The sequence below is a fragment of the Streptomyces sp. NPDC093097 genome, assembly GCF_044754325.1.
Lineage (GTDB): Bacteria > Actinomycetota > Actinomycetes > Streptomycetales > Streptomycetaceae > Streptomyces.
Genome location: NZ_JBIVOW010000022.1, coordinates 151,201 through 166,386, shown reverse-complemented (window position 1 = coordinate 166,386; position 15,186 = coordinate 151,201). Strand labels below are relative to the sequence as shown.

At 75.2% G+C, this 15,186-nt stretch carries 12 protein-coding genes and 1 other RNA gene; 7 read left to right on the top strand and 6 right to left on the bottom strand.

Annotation, left to right across the window (positions count from 1 at the left end; genetic code table 11):
* Positions 1-225: 225 nt before the first annotated feature.
* On the bottom strand, positions 226-1,839 hold the full coding sequence (locus ACIQE0_RS30920) for a hypothetical protein (RefSeq protein ID WP_402338498.1): 1,614 nt from the start codon (positions 1,837-1,839) through the stop codon (positions 226-228).
* Between the two features lie 232 nt (positions 1,840-2,071).
* On the opposite strand from ACIQE0_RS30920, the gene ACIQE0_RS30915 reads away from it, so the two are divergent.
* From ACIQE0_RS30915 to ACIQE0_RS30900, 4 genes are all read left to right on the top strand, one after another.
* Positions 2,072-3,091 (top strand): ABC transporter substrate-binding protein, encoded by a 1,020-nt coding sequence (locus ACIQE0_RS30915; RefSeq protein ID WP_402338495.1) that lies wholly within the window; start codon positions 2,072-2,074, stop codon positions 3,089-3,091.
* Positions 3,092-3,203: 112 nt separating this feature from the next.
* Positions 3,204-4,082 (top strand): Nif3-like dinuclear metal center hexameric protein, encoded by an 879-nt coding sequence (locus tag ACIQE0_RS30910; RefSeq protein WP_366331970.1) that lies wholly within the window; start codon positions 3,204-3,206, stop codon positions 4,080-4,082.
* Positions 4,079-4,822, top strand: coding sequence for a zinc ribbon domain-containing protein (locus ACIQE0_RS30905; protein ID WP_402338512.1), 744 nt, complete (start codon positions 4,079-4,081; stop codon positions 4,820-4,822). Before ACIQE0_RS30910 ends, ACIQE0_RS30905 begins: the two co-directional genes overlap by 4 nt.
* A gap of 3 nt (positions 4,823-4,825) precedes the next feature.
* Positions 4,826-6,010 (top strand): bifunctional RNase H/acid phosphatase, encoded by a 1,185-nt coding sequence (locus ACIQE0_RS30900; RefSeq protein WP_402338491.1) that lies wholly within the window; start codon positions 4,826-4,828, stop codon positions 6,008-6,010.
* A gap of 71 nt (positions 6,011-6,081) precedes the next feature.
* On the opposite strand, the gene eda is transcribed toward ACIQE0_RS30900, so the two are convergent.
* Positions 6,082-6,759 (bottom strand): bifunctional 4-hydroxy-2-oxoglutarate aldolase/2-dehydro-3-deoxy-phosphogluconate aldolase, encoded by a 678-nt coding sequence (eda, locus tag ACIQE0_RS30895; RefSeq protein ID WP_384099834.1) that lies wholly within the window; start codon positions 6,757-6,759, stop codon positions 6,082-6,084.
* A gap of 76 nt (positions 6,760-6,835) precedes the next feature.
* Positions 6,836-7,693 carry a peroxide stress protein YaaA gene (gene yaaA / locus ACIQE0_RS30890; protein WP_402338488.1) on the bottom strand — a complete coding sequence of 286 codons (858 nt, stop codon included), beginning with the start codon at positions 7,691-7,693 and terminating at the stop codon, positions 6,836-6,838.
* 186 nt (positions 7,694-7,879) lie between these two features.
* Here yaaA and ACIQE0_RS30885 point away from each other — a divergent pair, with 186 nt between their 5' ends.
* Complete coding sequence (locus ACIQE0_RS30885; protein ID WP_366331967.1) at positions 7,880-9,439, top strand: RNB domain-containing ribonuclease; 1,560 nt, start codon at positions 7,880-7,882, stop codon at positions 9,437-9,439.
* A gap of 10 nt (positions 9,440-9,449) precedes the next feature.
* Here the strand turns inward: ACIQE0_RS30885 and ACIQE0_RS30880 are convergent, their stop codons facing one another.
* Together ACIQE0_RS30880 and ACIQE0_RS30875 are read right to left on the bottom strand one after the other, a co-directional pair.
* Positions 9,450-10,118, bottom strand: a complete 669-nt coding sequence (locus ACIQE0_RS30880; protein WP_402338485.1) for a hypothetical protein — start codon at positions 10,116-10,118, stop codon at positions 9,450-9,452.
* Positions 10,115-10,927: a MerR family DNA-binding transcriptional regulator gene (locus tag ACIQE0_RS30875; RefSeq protein WP_402338482.1), complete on the bottom strand. Its 813-nt coding sequence runs from the start codon at positions 10,925-10,927 to the stop codon at positions 10,115-10,117. The genes ACIQE0_RS30880 and ACIQE0_RS30875 overlap by 4 nt, the downstream gene beginning before the upstream one ends.
* Before the next feature lie 77 nt (positions 10,928-11,004).
* On the opposite strand from ACIQE0_RS30875, the gene rnpB reads away from it, so the two are divergent.
* An RNA gene (rnpB, locus tag ACIQE0_RS30870) (RNase P RNA component class A) lies at positions 11,005-11,405 on the top strand.
* A 242-nt stretch (positions 11,406-11,647) separates the two neighbouring features.
* Positions 11,648-13,780 (top strand): ATP-binding protein, encoded by a 2,133-nt coding sequence (locus ACIQE0_RS30865; RefSeq protein WP_402338479.1) that lies wholly within the window; start codon positions 11,648-11,650, stop codon positions 13,778-13,780.
* 71 nt (positions 13,781-13,851) lie between these two features.
* Here the strand turns inward: ACIQE0_RS30865 and ACIQE0_RS30860 are convergent.
* Positions 13,852-15,186 (bottom strand): hypothetical protein (locus ACIQE0_RS30860; protein ID WP_402338476.1); only part of this gene is annotated, 1,335 nt, incomplete at its 5' end.

Genomic DNA, 15,186 nt, shown 5'->3' with positions numbered 1-15,186 from the left:
AAGTGCCGCCAGTGCAGTGGCGTACCGGCGAGGGGACGGGTGGTCAGGCCGGGCGTCGGCGGGAAGGTGGCCCGGCACAAGCCCACCGCGCGGCCTCCTGCGTCTCCTCCGAGGCGGCGGCCGGGCCGCGGTGCCTGCCGGAGCCTGCGGCCTCGGCGGCCTGGGCGGCTGCCTCGTACGGGCGCGCCTGGGTCGTGTCGGTTCGGGCTTCGGACATGAAAAGAGTCACTCCGTCAGATCGCTTGCAGCTGTACGCGTCGGGACCTCCCCCGGCTCCCGCCGGGACGGGGCCCGCGCGGTGCCGTCGGTGGCCGGGTCAACCGGCTGCACAGCCCCCGCCGGAATACTAACGGGGCGGGAATCAGCGCTCCACCGTGACTCCCGGGCTGGGAGAGGCGCCTGTTGCAGGGGAACTGGCCTGCACAAACGGGGATGCATGGGGCCGTCGAGCGGTTCCCCGTCGGGGCGCTCCGGATGTGGAGATGCTGTGGAGCCGACGTCGTTATCCGCTGCATCCGGGACAATCTCCGCGCCCTCCGCGACCCCGGAATCCGCCACGATCTTTGCCCCCGCAACGTCGACGGAGGGGGTGTCACTGCGCGGGACGCCGACCGCGACGGCATGCGTCCCCGCCGCCGGGGCGGTCCCCTCCGTAAGAGCGGCCCCCTCCACCGGAGTTGCCCCCTCTCCCGGAGTCGCCCCCTCCGCCGGAACCGTCCCCTCTCCCGAGGACGCCCCCTCCGCCGGAACGGTCCCCTCTCCTGAGGACGTGCCCTCCGCCGCCCCTCCCGCCCCCGCCCCGGCCCCCGCCCCGGCGTCCCCAACTTGCCCCAGCGGTACGGCCATCCGCGCCACCCCGCACCGCACCTTCGCCGTCGCATACGGGAGCAGCAGCTCCCCCTCCGGCGTCCACCGCCCGCTGCCCGCCAGCCAGCCGTCCGGGGCCGGGAACCGCCGCAACTGCCGCTCCGCGGGCCGCCACACGCCCAGCCAGGCGCTGCCGGGACCGCCGAGCCGAAAGGCCACCGCGCAGCTCTCCGGCCGCAGCGCCCGCCCCGGCTGGACCGCGAACGGCGCCACCGCCGTATCGGGCACCCGCAGGCATTCGGGGAAGCGCACCGGCCGGCTGCTGCCCAGGACGCCCCACCCCAGCCGGTCGTGGCCGGGGGCGTCGGAGCGGACGAGCAGCAGCCCGCTGTCCGGGTCGGCGAGCAGCAGCCGGTCCTCGCTCTCCTCGGTGATCTGGAGCAGCGGGCTGACCTCCCCGTCCCGGGCCAGGTCGACCACCACCGTCTTGGTGCGGCCGGCCAACTCCCGGTCCACCGCCAGCAGTCGCCCCGCGCGGTCCAGCCAGGCGCCGCCGGTGCAGCGGCCCGGCACCACGGCGACCCGCTCGGGACCGGCCGCCCCGCCGTGCACCCGCCACACCGCGGTGTGCTGCGCGCCGGGCGTCAGCGCGTAGCCGAGCCGGCCGCAGGGGGCGGGCGGCAGCAGCGTGAGCGCCGGTGCCGCCACCGCGCCGACCAGGGCCTCCTGGGTCCCCGGCCCGGTGGGGGAGAGCAGCGAGACGGTGAAGCGGTCGGCGACCCGGCGGACGATCACCACCCGGCCGTCCGCGAGCGGCAGCAGCCCGCTGTCCGGCTCCTCGGGCTGGCGGCCCGGCAGGGGGACCGCGTACGGCTCCGGGCCGTCGAGCGTCCAGCGCTCCGGGAACCAGTTGCCTGCGGCGTCGTCGTACCGGGCGAGCCGGGCGGCGTACGAGCCGCCGGCCGCGAGGGTCAGCGCCGTGCGGCGCGGGCTGTCGGGCGCCGTGGGTTCCTCATGCGCGCGGATCGTCATCGGGGTGCCACCTCCAGTGGAGGGACGTTAGTTTTCGTACTTCCGGCCGATCAACGGCAGTTGCCGCTCTTCACGCATAAGGGTGGCCGTCGCCCGGTTCGCCGGTAGGGGGAGGGGTGGGTGTGCTGCGCGATTCAAGGATGCTTAAAGTTAGGCAGACCTAAGTCGCCGTCGGTGGCCGGGGAGCTTCGCCCTGCCCGCCCGGCCGCCCCCTGTGACCTGGAGTGACGTGATGCCCCTTCGCCGCCGTGCCGCCGTCTGTCTAGCCCTTGCCGGCGCGCTCGCGCTCGCCGGCTGCGGTGCGTCCGGCGCGGGCGGCGACGACCGCGGCGCGGGTTCGAAGTCCGTGGCCCAAGGGGGCAAGGACTTCGGCAAGGCCGCCGACGAGACCGCGAAGATGGGCACCGACGCCAAGCCCGGCCAGTTCCCGCGCACCGTCCGGCACGCGATGGGCACCACCACGCTCCCCGCCGCCCCCAAGCGCGTGGTCGTCCTCGACGTCGGCGAGCTCGACAACGTCGTCTCGCTCGGCATCAAGCCGGTCGGCTACGCCCCCACCGAGGGCGATGCCGCGCTCCCCGACTACCTCGCCGAGGCCGCCGGCCACCCCAAGAACATCGGCACCATCAACGGCCTCAACCTGGAGGCCGTCAACGCCCTCAAGCCCGACCTCATACTGGGCAGCAAGCTGCGCGCCGAGAAGCAGTACCAGCAGCTCAGCAAGATCGCCCCGACCGTCTTCTCGATCCGCCCCGGCTTCACCTGGAAGCAGAACTACCTGCTCAACGCCGCCGCCCTCGACAGGACCGCACAGGCCAAGACCGCCCTCGCCGCCTACGAGGCGAAGGCGAAGAAGCTGGGCGAGGACATCGGCCCGAAGAAGCCGACGGTGACGATGCTGCGCTACATGCCGCAGTTCACCCGCCTCTACGCCCAGAACTCCTTCATCGGCACGATCCTCAAGGACGTCGGCCTGCCCCGTCCCGAGAACCAGCAGGTCGACGACCTCGCCACCGAGGTCAGCCCGGAGAACATCAACCAGGCCGACGCCGACTGGATCTTCACCGGCGTCTACGGCGACCCCAAGTCCACCAAGCGGGACACCGCCGAGCAGAACCCGCTGTGGAAGAACCTCAAGGCGGTCAAGGCCGGCCATGCCAAGAACGTCAAGGACGAGACCTGGTACCTCGGCCTCGGCGTCACCGCCGCCGACAGCGTCCTGGACGATCTGCGCGGCTACCTGGTCAAGTAGCGGCCCGCCCCTCGGCGCGCGGCGGCCCCGCGCCCCGGGGTGCGGCGGCCCGACGGTGCTCCGCCCACCGCGGCCCGGCGCGCGGGCACGGGAGGAAGGTAACCTTCCCCCCGTGCCCGCACTGTCTGAAGTCCTCGCCGCGCTCGACGCCCTCTGGCCCCCCGAGCGGGCCGAGGCCTGGGACGCCGTCGGCACCGTCTGCGGCGACCCCGACGCCGAGGTCGGCCGGGTGCTGTTCGCCGTCGACCCGGTCCAGGAGATCGCCGACGAGGCGGTCCGGCTCGGCGCCGACCTCCTGGTCACCCACCACCCGCTCTACCTGCGCGGGACGACCACGGTCGCGGCCTCGACCTTCAAGGGCAAGGTCGTGCACAGCCTCATCAAGCACGACATCGCCCTGCACGTCGCGCACACCAACGCCGACACCGCCGACCCCGGCGTCTCCGACGCCCTGGCCGGCGCCCTGGACCTGCGCATCCTGCGCCCCCTGGTGCCGGACCCGAGCGACCCGGCCGGCCGCCGCGGCCTGGGCCGGATCTGCGAACTCCCGCACCCGATGACGCTGGCCGAGCTGACCGCGTACGCCGCCGCCCGCCTGCCCGCCACCGCGCAGGGCATCCGGGCGGCCGGCGACCCGGACCGCGAGATCCGCACGCTCGCGGTCTCCGGCGGCTCCGGCGACAGCCTCTTCGACGACGTGCGGGCGGCCGGTGCGGACGCGTTCCTCACCGCCGACCTGCGCCACCACCCGGCCTCCGAGGCCACGCAGACCACCGGACGGAACAGCCCGTTGGCCCTGCTGGACGCGGCCCACTGGGCCACCGAATGGCCGTGGTGCGAGCAGGCCGCGGCCCAACTGGACGCGGTCTCCGACCGGCACGGCTGGGGACTGCGCACGCACGTCTCCCGCACGGTCACCGACCCCTGGACCGCCCACGCGGCGTCCGCCACCCCCACCACCCCGACACACACCACAGGAGCCCCCCGCTGAACGCCGCGCCCGCCGACCAGATCCGCCTCCTGGACGTCCAGAACCTCGACGTCCGGCTCACCCAGCTCGCGCACCGCCGCAAGAACCTCCCCGAGCTGGCCGAGCTGACGACCCTGGAGGCCGACCTCACCCAGCAGCGCGATCTGCTCGTCGCCGCGCAGACCGAGGAGAGCGACACCAGCCGCGAGCAGACCAAGGCGGAAGCGGACGTCGACCAGGTCCGCCAGCGCGCCGCCCGCGACCAGAAGCGCCTCGACTCCGGCGCCGTGAGCTCGCCCAAGGACCTGGAGAACCTCCAGCGCGAACTGACCTCGCTGGCCAAGCGCCAGGGCGACCTGGAGGACGTCGTCCTGGAGGTCATGGAGCGCCGCGAGACCGCCCAGGAGCGGGTCCGCGAGCTGACCGGCCGGGTCGAGGCCATCCAGGCCAAGGTCGACGACGCCACCTCCCGCCGGGACGCCGCCCACGCCGAGATCGACGCGGAGGTCGCCACGGTCAACAAGGAGCGCGAGCTCACCATCGCCGACATCCCCGAGGCGCTCGTCACGCTCTACGACCGCATCCGCGCGAAGCAGGGCGGCATCGGCGCCGCCCGCCTCTACCAGCGCCGCTGCGAGGGCTGCCGGCTGGAGCTGGACATCACCGAGCTCAACGACGTCCGGGCGGCCGCCGCCGACGCCGTCGTCCGGTGCGAGAACTGCAGCCGCATCCTGGTCCGCACGCCCGACTCGGGGCTGTAGGCCGTGTCCCGCGAGCTGATCGTCGAGGCGGACGGCGGGTCCCGGGGCAACCCGGGGCCGGCCGGCTACGGCGCGGTGGTCCTCGACCCGGTGAGCGGTGAGGCGCTGGCGGAGGCCGCCGAGTACATCGGGACGGCCACCAACAACGTCGCCGAGTACAAGGGCCTGTTGGCGGGGCTGCGCGCCGCCAAGGCCCTCGATCCGGAGGCCGCCGTCCACGTGCGGATGGACTCCAAGCTCGTCGTCGAGCAGATGTCCGGCCGCTGGCAGATCAAGCACCCGGACATGAAGCCGCTGGCCGCCGAGGCCAGGTCGGTCTTCCCGCCCGACCGGGTCAGCTACGAGTGGATCCCCCGCGCCCGCAACAAGCACGCCGACCGGCTCGCCAACGAGGCGATGGACGCGGGCAGGGACGGCCGGCAGTGGGAGCCGCGCGACTCCCGGGCGGCGCTCGCCGACGCGGCCCCCGCCCGCAGCGCCGCGGCCCGCGCCGCCGACGAAGCGGCCGAGGCCGCGGACGCCGCCCCCGCCGCCCCGCAGGCCGGTTGGGGCGCGCCGGACCTCGGCACCCCCGCCACCTTCGTCCTGCTCCGGCACGGCGAGACCGCGCTGACACCGCAGAAGCGGTTCTCCGGCAGCGGCGGCACCGACCCCGAACTCTCCGCCGCCGGCCGCCGCCAGGCCGAGGCGGCCGCCGCCGCGCTCGCCGCCCGCGGCACCGTCCAGGCCGTGGTCAGCTCGCCGCTGCGCCGCTGCCGGGAGACCGCCGGTGCGGTCGCCGACCGGCTCGGCCTCGACGTCCGCGTCGAGGACGGGCTGCGCGAGACCGACTTCGGCGCCTGGGAGGGGCTGACCTTCGCCGAGGTCCGCGAGCGCTACCCCGACGACCTCGACGCCTGGCTCGGCTCCGCCAAGGCGGCGCCCACCGGCGGCGGCGAGTCCTTCGCCGCGGTCGCCCGCCGGGTCGCGGTCGCCCGCGACAAGCTGCTGGCCCGCCACGCCGGCCGGACCGTCCTCCTGGTCACCCACGTCACCCCGATCAAGACGCTGGTCCGCCTGGCCCTCGGAGCCCCGCCGGAGGCACTGTTCCGCATGGAGCTCTCCGCGGCCTCGCTCTCCGCGGTCGCCTACTACGCCGACGGCAACGCCTCCGTGCGGCTGCTGAACGACACGTCGCACCTGCGCTAGCGCCCCCGGCATCGCAACGGCCCGGCACACCCCACGGTGTGCCGGGCCGTTGCGCGCGGTCCGTGCGGCGGTCAGCCGCCCAACGCCGCGGCCTCCCGGGCCAGTTGCTCGATCCGCGCCCAGTCCCCGGCGGCCAGCGCGTCCCCGGGCAGCATCCATGTGCCGCCGACGCAGCCGACGTTGGGCAGCGCCAGATACGCGGGCGCCGACGCCGGGCCGATCCCGCCGGTCGGGCAGAAGCGGGCCCGGGGGAGCGGGGCGGCCAGCGACTTCAGGTAGCGGGTGCCGCCCGCCGCCTCCGCCGGGAAGAACTTCATCTCCGTGACGCCCTCGTCCAGCAGGGTCACCACCTCCGAGGCCGTCGAGACGCCCGGCAGGAACGGGAGCCCGGACTCCCGCAGCGCGCCCAGCAGCCGCGGCGACCAGCCGGGGCTCACCAGGAACCGCGCCCCGGCGTCCGCGGCGGCCGCGATGTGCTCCGGGGCCAGCACGGTCCCGGCGCCGACCACCGCCTCCGGGACCTCGTCGGCGATGGCCGACAGCGCGTCCAGCGCGGCGGGCGTGCGCAGCGTCACCTCGATCGCCGGGAGCCCGCCGGCTACCAGCGCGCGGGCGAGCGGGACGGCGTCCGCGGCGTCCTGGAGGACGACGACGGGGAGGACCGGGGCGAGTCCGAGGACCGAGGCGGGCGCCCCGTCGTGAACGGACGGCGCGGGGGAGACGGGCACGGAGGCGGAGGCGTCAGTCACGCCGCCATACTGCGCCCGCCACCCACTCTCCGCAACGAACGTTGCACATGCTGCAACGCTGAGAGGGGTCCCGTCCTCACAACTCCGTGACGATCACATCCAGTGCCCACGGCCTGCCGGCCTTCGCCGGGGCCTGGGCCTCGACCACGTACCCCAGCTCGCGCAGCGCCGCCACCAGCTCCGCCGGGTCCGCCGGCTCGGCTCCCGTCACCAGCAGGTCCCGCACCAGCCGCCCCTTGGTCGCCTTGTTGAAGTGGCTGACCACCGACCGCTTCTCGACCCCGGCCACGATCTTCGACTGGAGCACCCGCACCGTCGCGGTCCGCTCCGCCACCTCGCCCTTGGGCTTCCACGCCGCCGCATACGCCGCCGACCGTAGATCCAGCACCAGCCCGCCCGTCGGCCCTTCCGGTGCGGCCGCCTCCGGCAGCACCTCCGCCATCGCCCCCCGCCAGTACGCCCCCAGCGCCCCCAGCCCCGGCAGCTTCACCCCCATCGAGCAGCGGTACGACGGAATCCGGTCGCCGATCCGCACCGCGCCCCACAGCCCCGAGAACACCAGCAGCGACCGCTCGGCCCTCTCCCGCGCCGCCGCGTCCAGGGAGGCCAGCCCCAGGGCGTCGTAGAGGACCCCGGTGTAGATCTCCCCGGCCGGCCGGGTGCCCGCGGTGCGCAGTCCCGCGTTCTTGGCGACCTCGCCCTTCAGGCCCTCGCTGAGCCCCAGCACCTGCTGCGCCTCGGCGGCGTCGGCCGTGCACAGCTCGACCAGTTCGTCCAGGACCGCCGCCCGCGCCGCGGTCAGCTCCGGCAGCGACAGCCCCTCCAGATCCAGCGGTTCCCCGCCCACCGGTCGCCCGCCGGCCCGGTCGGAGACGCTTCGCGTCGCCTCAAGGGGATCGGCCTTCCCTTCCGACGGCGGCAACAGCACGAGCACGGTGTTTCTCCTTCGCGGTGGTACGGGCGGGGCCGCGGCCCCGCCGAAAGCTTAGGGCGTGTCCGACGGCTCCTTGCGGCGTCCAGGGCCGTCACCAGCGCTCCGAGGAGCCCGACCGCGCCCGGCCGTCCCGCTCGCAGCCCGTACGCCGCGCCGGGAACGCCCGGCGGTCATACGCTCGATTCCATGCCCCGTCGTCACATGCACGTGACCGACGCAGCGGAGGCCCCCCTCCGGGCCGCCCTGCACGAGCTGCGCGTGCGGATGGAGATCCCCGACCACTTCCCGCCCACCGCGCAGGCCGAAGCGGACAGCGCGGCCCGCGCCCCGCGCATCCCGGCCGGCAACGGCGAGGTGGCCACCGAGCACAGCCTCGACGACGCCACCGACCTGCCCCTCTTCACCCTCGACCCGCCCGGCACCCAGGACCTGGACCAGGCGATGTTCCTCTCCCGGCGCCAGGGCGGCGGCTACCGCGTCCACTACGCCATCGCCGACATCGCCGCCTTCATCACCCCCGGCGGCGCCCTGGACGCCGAGGCGCACCACCGGGTGGCCACCCTCTACTTCCCCGACGAGCGGATCCCGCTGCACCCCACGGTGCTCAGCGAGGGCGCCGCCAGCCTGCTGCCCGACCAGGACCGCCCGGCCGTGCTGTGGCAGCTCGACCTCGCCCCCGACGGCACGCTGACCCGCACCGCCGTCCGCCGCGCCCTGGTCCGCTCCCGCGCCCGCCTCCACTACGCGGGCGTCCAGCGCGTCCTCGACGACGGAACCGCCGAGGAACCGCTCGCCCTGCTCGGCGAGATCGGGCTGCGCCGCGAGGAGCAGGAGACGGCCCGCGGCGCGATCTCCCTCAACGTCCCCGAGCAGGAGATCGTCGAGCGCGACGGCCGGTACACCCTCGTCTACCGCGCCCCGCTGCCGGCGGCCGCCTGGAACGCCCAGATCTCCCTGCTCACCGGCATGGCCGCGGCCGAGCTGATGCTTGCCTCCGGCACCGGCATCCTGCGCATCCTGCCTCCCCCGAGCGCTCACCCGCTCCCCGACGCCGCACCGCGTCCGAGCGGGGGGACGCCCCTGCCCGAGGAGGACGCCCACCCGCCGGCCGGTTCGGTCGCCCGGCTCCGCCTCACCGCCCAGGCCCTCGGCATCGACTGGCCCCACCACACCTCGTACGCGGCCCTGATCCGTACCCTCGACCCGCGGCGCGCCCACCACGCCGCGTTCCTCCTGGAGTGCACCGCCCTGCTCCGCGGCGCCGGCTACACCGCCTTCGACGGCACCGCCCCGTCCCGCACCACCGCCGTGCACGCCGCGGTCGCCGCCCCCTATGCCCACGCCACCGCCCCGCTGCGCCGGCTCGTCGACCGCTACACCTCGGAGCTCTGCCTGGCCGCGGCGGCCGACCGCACCCCGCCCGCCTGGGTCCGCGCCGCCCTCCCCGGCCTCCCGCACGAGATGGAGACCGGCACCCAGCGCGCCAACCAGGTCGAGCGGGCCTGCGTCGACCTCGTCGAGGCGGCCCTGCTGCGCGACCGGGTCGGCGAGACCTTCGAGGCCGTGGTCGTCGAACGCCATGCGGACGACCCCACCCGCGGCACCGTCCACCTCTGCGAACCGGCCGTCATCGGCCCCGTCGAGGCCGCACCCGGCGGCCCCGCCCTACCCGTCGGCCACCGCATCCTGGTCCGCCTGACCACCGCCGAACCAGGCCGCCAACCCGTCCACTTCACCCCCGTCTGACCCGCTGGCCTCACCGCGGGGCGACCGGCTCCCCGTGCGCGTCCGGCTGCCCGGCGGCGGACCGCGCCGCCGCCACCGCCCCGTGCACCGCGGCCACCGCGCCCCGCGCGTCGTCCGCGTGGAACCGCACCGTCCGCACCCTCTCCCGCTGCCCCAGCAGCCGCACCGCCACCACCGGTTCGGTCAGTTCCAACGTCACCGACGTCTGCCCGCCCACGGCCAGCTCCAGCACCCCCTCGGCCTTGCCCCCGCCCTCCCGCGCGCTCCGCTCGAACCGCAGGTCGTACCGGGCCGAGGCGATCCGCTCCAACGGAATCCGCACCGCCATCCGGACACCGCCCCGCACCACCACCGCGTCCGCCCCCACCACATGCGGCCGGGTCACCGCCGCGGCCTGGCCCCCCAGCAGCATCAGCACGGTGTAGACATCGGCCACCAGCGTCACCGCGTGCAGGCCCGGATGGTCCCGCAACATCAGGCTCATCCCGACCGTCTCCACCGTGAACACGAAGGCCAGCCCGTACACCATCGCCGCCTGCGCCCCCGCGTACGGCAGCGCACGGGCCCCCGCAGGCACCCCGATCCGGCGCCGCGCCACCCACCACACCAGGCTCACCAGCCACCGCCCCTCGTGCCGGGCCAGCCGCCGCACCCGCTCCCCGAAGCCGACCCCGTTCACCGCGACCGCTCCTGGATCATCCGCATCGCCTGCCGCATGACCTCCGCCTGGCCCGGCGCCAACTCCGCCACCAGCAGGTCCGCCCATAACGTCGTCCCCTGTCCCTCGTCCTGCACCGCTCCGGGGCCGGCTCCGGCGGCGATCGCCGCCACGACCTCCTCCGGAACACAGTCCACGAGCGCCCGCGCCGTCCCCGCCACCCGCGGATCGTTCGCCGCCGCCCCCGCCAGCTCGTCCAACATCCCGTACACCGCGTACGCCCGCTCCAACGCCCCCGGCGCCGCGAACGTCTCCCGCATCGCCGCCGCCAGCATTCCCCGCGCCCGGCGGTCGCCCGACGCGTCCAACAGCGCCAGCAGCTCCCGCTCCCGCGCCGCCATCGCCGGCTCCGGCCCCGGCAGCTGTGCCGACGCCCGCGCCATCTCCCCGAAGAGTTCGGCCAGTTGCTCCGACACCGGCCCCTCCTCCGGCAGTCCGCCCGGCTCCTCGATCCGCCGCAGCAGCTCCGCCAGCCGCGCCCGCCGGACCCGCAGCGCCTCCTCCTGCCGCGCCAGGTCCGCGTCCAGTTCCGCCAGCACCTCCCGCAGCTCCCGGTCGGCGTCGTCCGCCAACACGTCCCGGACCTCCTCCAGCCCGAGCCCCAGCTCCGTCAGCCGCCGCACCCGGGCCAACGCCACCGCGTCGGGCAGCCCGTACTCCCGGTATCCGTTGGCCCGCCGCACCGGCTCCGGCAGCAGCCCCAGCTGGTGGTAGTGACGTATCGTCCGCGTGCTCACGCCGGCCAGCCCGGCGAGTTCCCCGATCCGCATGAGGCCAGTAGAAACGTTGACGCAACGGCAAGGTCAAGCGGTCGGCGGCCGCCAGGTACCATGGTCGGCACGGCGGACGAGCCGGCCGGGCGGTCGCGTGGGGATCGAGAGATCCTCCCGAGGAACGTCCGGGCTCCACAGGGCAGGGTGGTGGGTAATGCCCACCCGGGGTGACCCGCGGGACAGTGCCACAGAAAGCAAACCGCCGGGCCGCAAGGCCCAGGTAAGGGTGAAACGGTGGTGTAAGAGACCACCAGTGCTCAGGGTGACCTGAGCAGCTAGGTAAACCCCACCCGGAGCAAGGTCAAGAGGGGCCGTCGACAGACGGCCCTGCGCGGACGATCGAGGGCTGCCCGCCCGAGTCCGCGGGTAGACCGCACGAGACTGCCGGCAACGGCAGTCCTAGATGGATGGCCGCCTCCCGGCCGACCGCAAGGTCGCCCGGAGACAGAACCCGGCGTACAGGCCGACTCGTCCGCCCTTACGGCCCTTACGGCCCTGCCCAGGGAGAACACCCGGGGCGGGCCCTCTCTGCGCCCAGCTGGGCACCCTCTCCGGCGAGCGCACCGACCGCGTTCCCGGTCTTCTGAGCCGCTGCCCCGCCGGAGCCGCCGCTGCCGGAACCACGCGGTGGTGGACCGGGCCAGATCTTTTCCCCGGGGTGTTGCGCAGGGGATACAGTCCGGCCAGGTACCGGACCGGAGGGACCAGGGGGCTGGCGTGTTCGAGATCGTGACGGTGGGGGCGCTCACCGCGTTCCTCTCCGCGGTGGCAAACGGTGCCGCGGGGGAGATGGGGAAGCAGGCGCTCGGGTCGACGGGTGCGCTGGTGCGGCGGACCCTGGGGCGTGAGACGCCGTTGCCGGCCACCGCGGAGGGGCGGGAGGCGCTGGCGAGCGCGCTGCATGCGCGGCTGAGCCAGGACGGGCGGCACAACGGCGAGTGGGCCCGGCTGCTGCGCAGCATGACGGCACCCGCGCCCCTCCTGAGCCCCGGGGCCGGACTGCCGCCCGCCACCCGGAACTTCACCGACAGGCAGCGGGTGCTGAAGCAGCTGACGCGGGAGGCGTCCCGGCCGGCCGCGGGGCGGCCGCGGGTCGCGCTGCTGTACGGGCGGCCCGGGATCGGCACCACCGCGGTGGGGCTGTACTGGGGCGCCACCCAGATCGAGCGGTACCCCGACGGACAGTTCTACGTCGACCTGCGCGACGCGGCCGGGGAGGAGGGGCCCCAGTCGTCGGCCGTCCTGCTGCGCCTGCTGCGGACGATGGGGGTGGAGCGGGAGCGGATCCCACCCGCGGAGGCCGGGCGCGAGGAGCTGTACCGGCAGTTGACGGCCGGCCGCAGGGCGCTGGTGGTGATCGACCACGCGTCGGCCCTCGCACAGGTCCGCCGGCTCGTCCCCGCCGCCCCGGAGGTCTTCCTCCTGGTGATCGCGTCCGGTCCGGCCTTCGGGCTGGAGGCGGAGCCCATCGTGGTGCCGGAGTTGAAGGACCGGGACGCGGTGAAGATGCTGCGGAAGGTCGCCACCCCGGAGAAGGTCGCGCTCGCCAAGGCGGAACTGCCGGCACTGCTGCGTCGTTGTGAGGGCAACGCTTTTGCTCTGAAAGCGGCGGCTGAGCGGTTGTTGTCGGAGGGGGCGTCGTCGTTGGAGGCGGAGGACGGGGCGGCCGGTCGGTCGCCGGTGCACAGCACGGTCCAGGCCGCGTGCCGGGGGATCGGTCCGGAGGCGGCGCGGTGCTGCCGGCTGGTTGCGGTGGGTGGTTGGCCCGCGTTCGACGCCGAGTTGGCCGGGGCCGCGGCGGGTGTCGCCGCCGAGGACGCCGAGCGGATGGTGGCCGATGCGGTGGCGGTGCAGCTGGTGGAGCCGCTGCACGACGGCCGTTACCGCTTCCGTCCGGAGGTGCGGCGGGTCCTGACGGACGCCGCGGGGCCGGAGCACGGCATCGCGGAGTGCGCCGCGGCGGTGTCCCGGGTACTCGACCGCGTGCAACACCGCGCATTGCACGCCGCACATGCCGCGCTGCCGCGGAGCTGGCGGGTCGAGCCGGCCCCGGCCGACGGGACGCCGTACGCGGACGAGGCCGCGGGCATGGCGGCCTTGCGCGCCGAGGCCGCGAACGTGATCCGGGCGGTCTTTGTCGCCGAGGAATACGGACACCTCGATGTGGCGCTGCGGCTGGCCCGCGCGCTGTGGCCGCTCCAGTTGAAGGCCGGGCACTGGGACGAGGTGCTGCCCGCGCTCCAGAGCGCGGCCCGGTGCGCCGACGCGCAGCACCCGGACTCCCGCACGGCAGCCGGGCTCCACTTCCAACTCGGCCACTGCCTCGGCGAGTTGCAGCGGTGGGAGGAGGCCGACCGCGAGATCCGGCGTGCCGTCGCGGCCGAGCGCGCGGCGGGCCACCTGCTGGGCGAGGCGTCATCCGTGGAGATGCTGGGGCTGCTCGCGCTGAACCAATGGCTGCACGAACCGGCGTACGAGCGGTTCGTCGAGGCGGAGCGCCTGTACCGGGGGATCGCGCCCGGACAGGAGGGCGCGGGGGACCTGCCGCGAGCCCTCGCTCTGGTCGAGCGCCACCAGGGGCGGGCCCTGCGCGGCATGGGGCAGCCGGCGGAGTCCCGCATCCGCCTGGAGCGCGCGCGGGACTTCTTCGCGGCGCAGGGCGAGGCGTACAACCAGGGCCGCGTCCTCACCGACCTCGCCGAGACGCTGCACGCGGCGGGCGAGGACGCCGCGGCGCTGGCCGCGATCGCCGAGGCCGAGCGGCTGCTCACGCCGGAGCGGGCGACTCCGCATCTGGCGTACCTGACGGGTCTGCGGAGCCGCTGCGAGGGCGCGGAGCAGCAGCCGTAGGAGCGGGCACAGGGGCGGCCGTAGAAGCCGCCGCCGACGGGTGCGCGTCGGCGCGGGTGCCTGGTGACGGGCTATGCGTCGGCCGGGTGCACGTCGACCGGGTGCACGCCGCCGGCCGTGTGCACCCGCAGCGTGGTGCCGCTCGCCGGCACCTCTCCACCGCGCGCCAGCCACGCGTGCAGTGCCGAGGCGTAGGCCGCCGGGTCGGCATCCGCCCCGGGGCCCGCCGAGAGCCGGAACGCGCCGTGCTCCCGGGTGCGTACGGTGCAATGGTCCGGCCCGGTCACATACGCGGCGAGGGAGCAGTGCGGATACCGGCGCAGGATCTCCGCGGTCCAGGCGGCCGGCCCGCCCAGGCGGGGGTCGTCCGGCGGGCCGTCGCGCCAGATCACATCGGCGGTCGCCAGGTCCCCAGGGTCGCGGGTGTCTTCGTGCACGGCGCGGTGCGCCTCGCCGACGGCGTCGTAGGGATGTCCCGTGGAGCGCTCGATCACGACCTCCGCCGCCGCGCCGGAGCCGCGCTTCGCGCCCGTCCTGCGGGCCGGGCGGGTGCGGACGTCCAGCGGGGCGGTGCGTCGCGGAGGGGTGTACGGCGGCAGCGGAAGCGGCTCCAGCAGCGCGGGAGTCGGCGGCTCGGGGAGATCCAGCAGCGTGTAGAAGTGGCGGCGCAGGAGTTCCGCCGAGGCGCCCGGCGCCGAGGTGGTGAACTCCGCCGGTCCGGCGAGCGGTCGGTGCCGCGCCAGCAGTTCCGTCAGCTGATCGCGCAACGGGCCGTGCGGGGCGAGCCGCGGGGCGTCCCGCACGAACGTCGCGAGCGGCGCCTCCGGGTCCAGCCGGTTCTCGCCGGCGGCCGCCAGCAGCACCGGGGTGCCCAGCGCCGCCGCGTAGTAGGAGACCGCCCCGAAGTCCCCCAGGACGGCATCCGCCGCCAGGAGGGCCTGTCGCCAGGAGTGCACCGGGTCGATCAGGGTCAGCCCGCTGCGCCGGGCCCGGTCCAGCCACGCCCGGATCTGACCGGGGCCGTGTCCGTACCAGATGTTCGGGTGCAGAACGGCCGCCAGGCGGTAGTCGTCGGCCGGCAGTTCGGCGGCGAGCCGGGGCAGCAGGCTCGGTACGAGGTCCGCGTCACCGCCGGTCCCGAAGAGGCCCTCCGGGTTCCAGGTCGAGTTCAGTACGACGAGCCGCTGTCCGCTGCGGACGCCCAGGGCGCGCCGGAACCGTTCCCGGTACGGGCGGGCGGCCAGCATGCGGTCGAAGCAGGGGTCGCCGGCGAGCACGGCCGCCTTCTCGGCTTCGGGGCAGGCGCGGCACAGCCGGTCCAACTGCTCCGGATGCGAGAGCACGAGCCCGTCCACGAACGGTGTGCCGTCCGCCAGCAGCCACTCCGGCGACAAGCCGAACGTCGG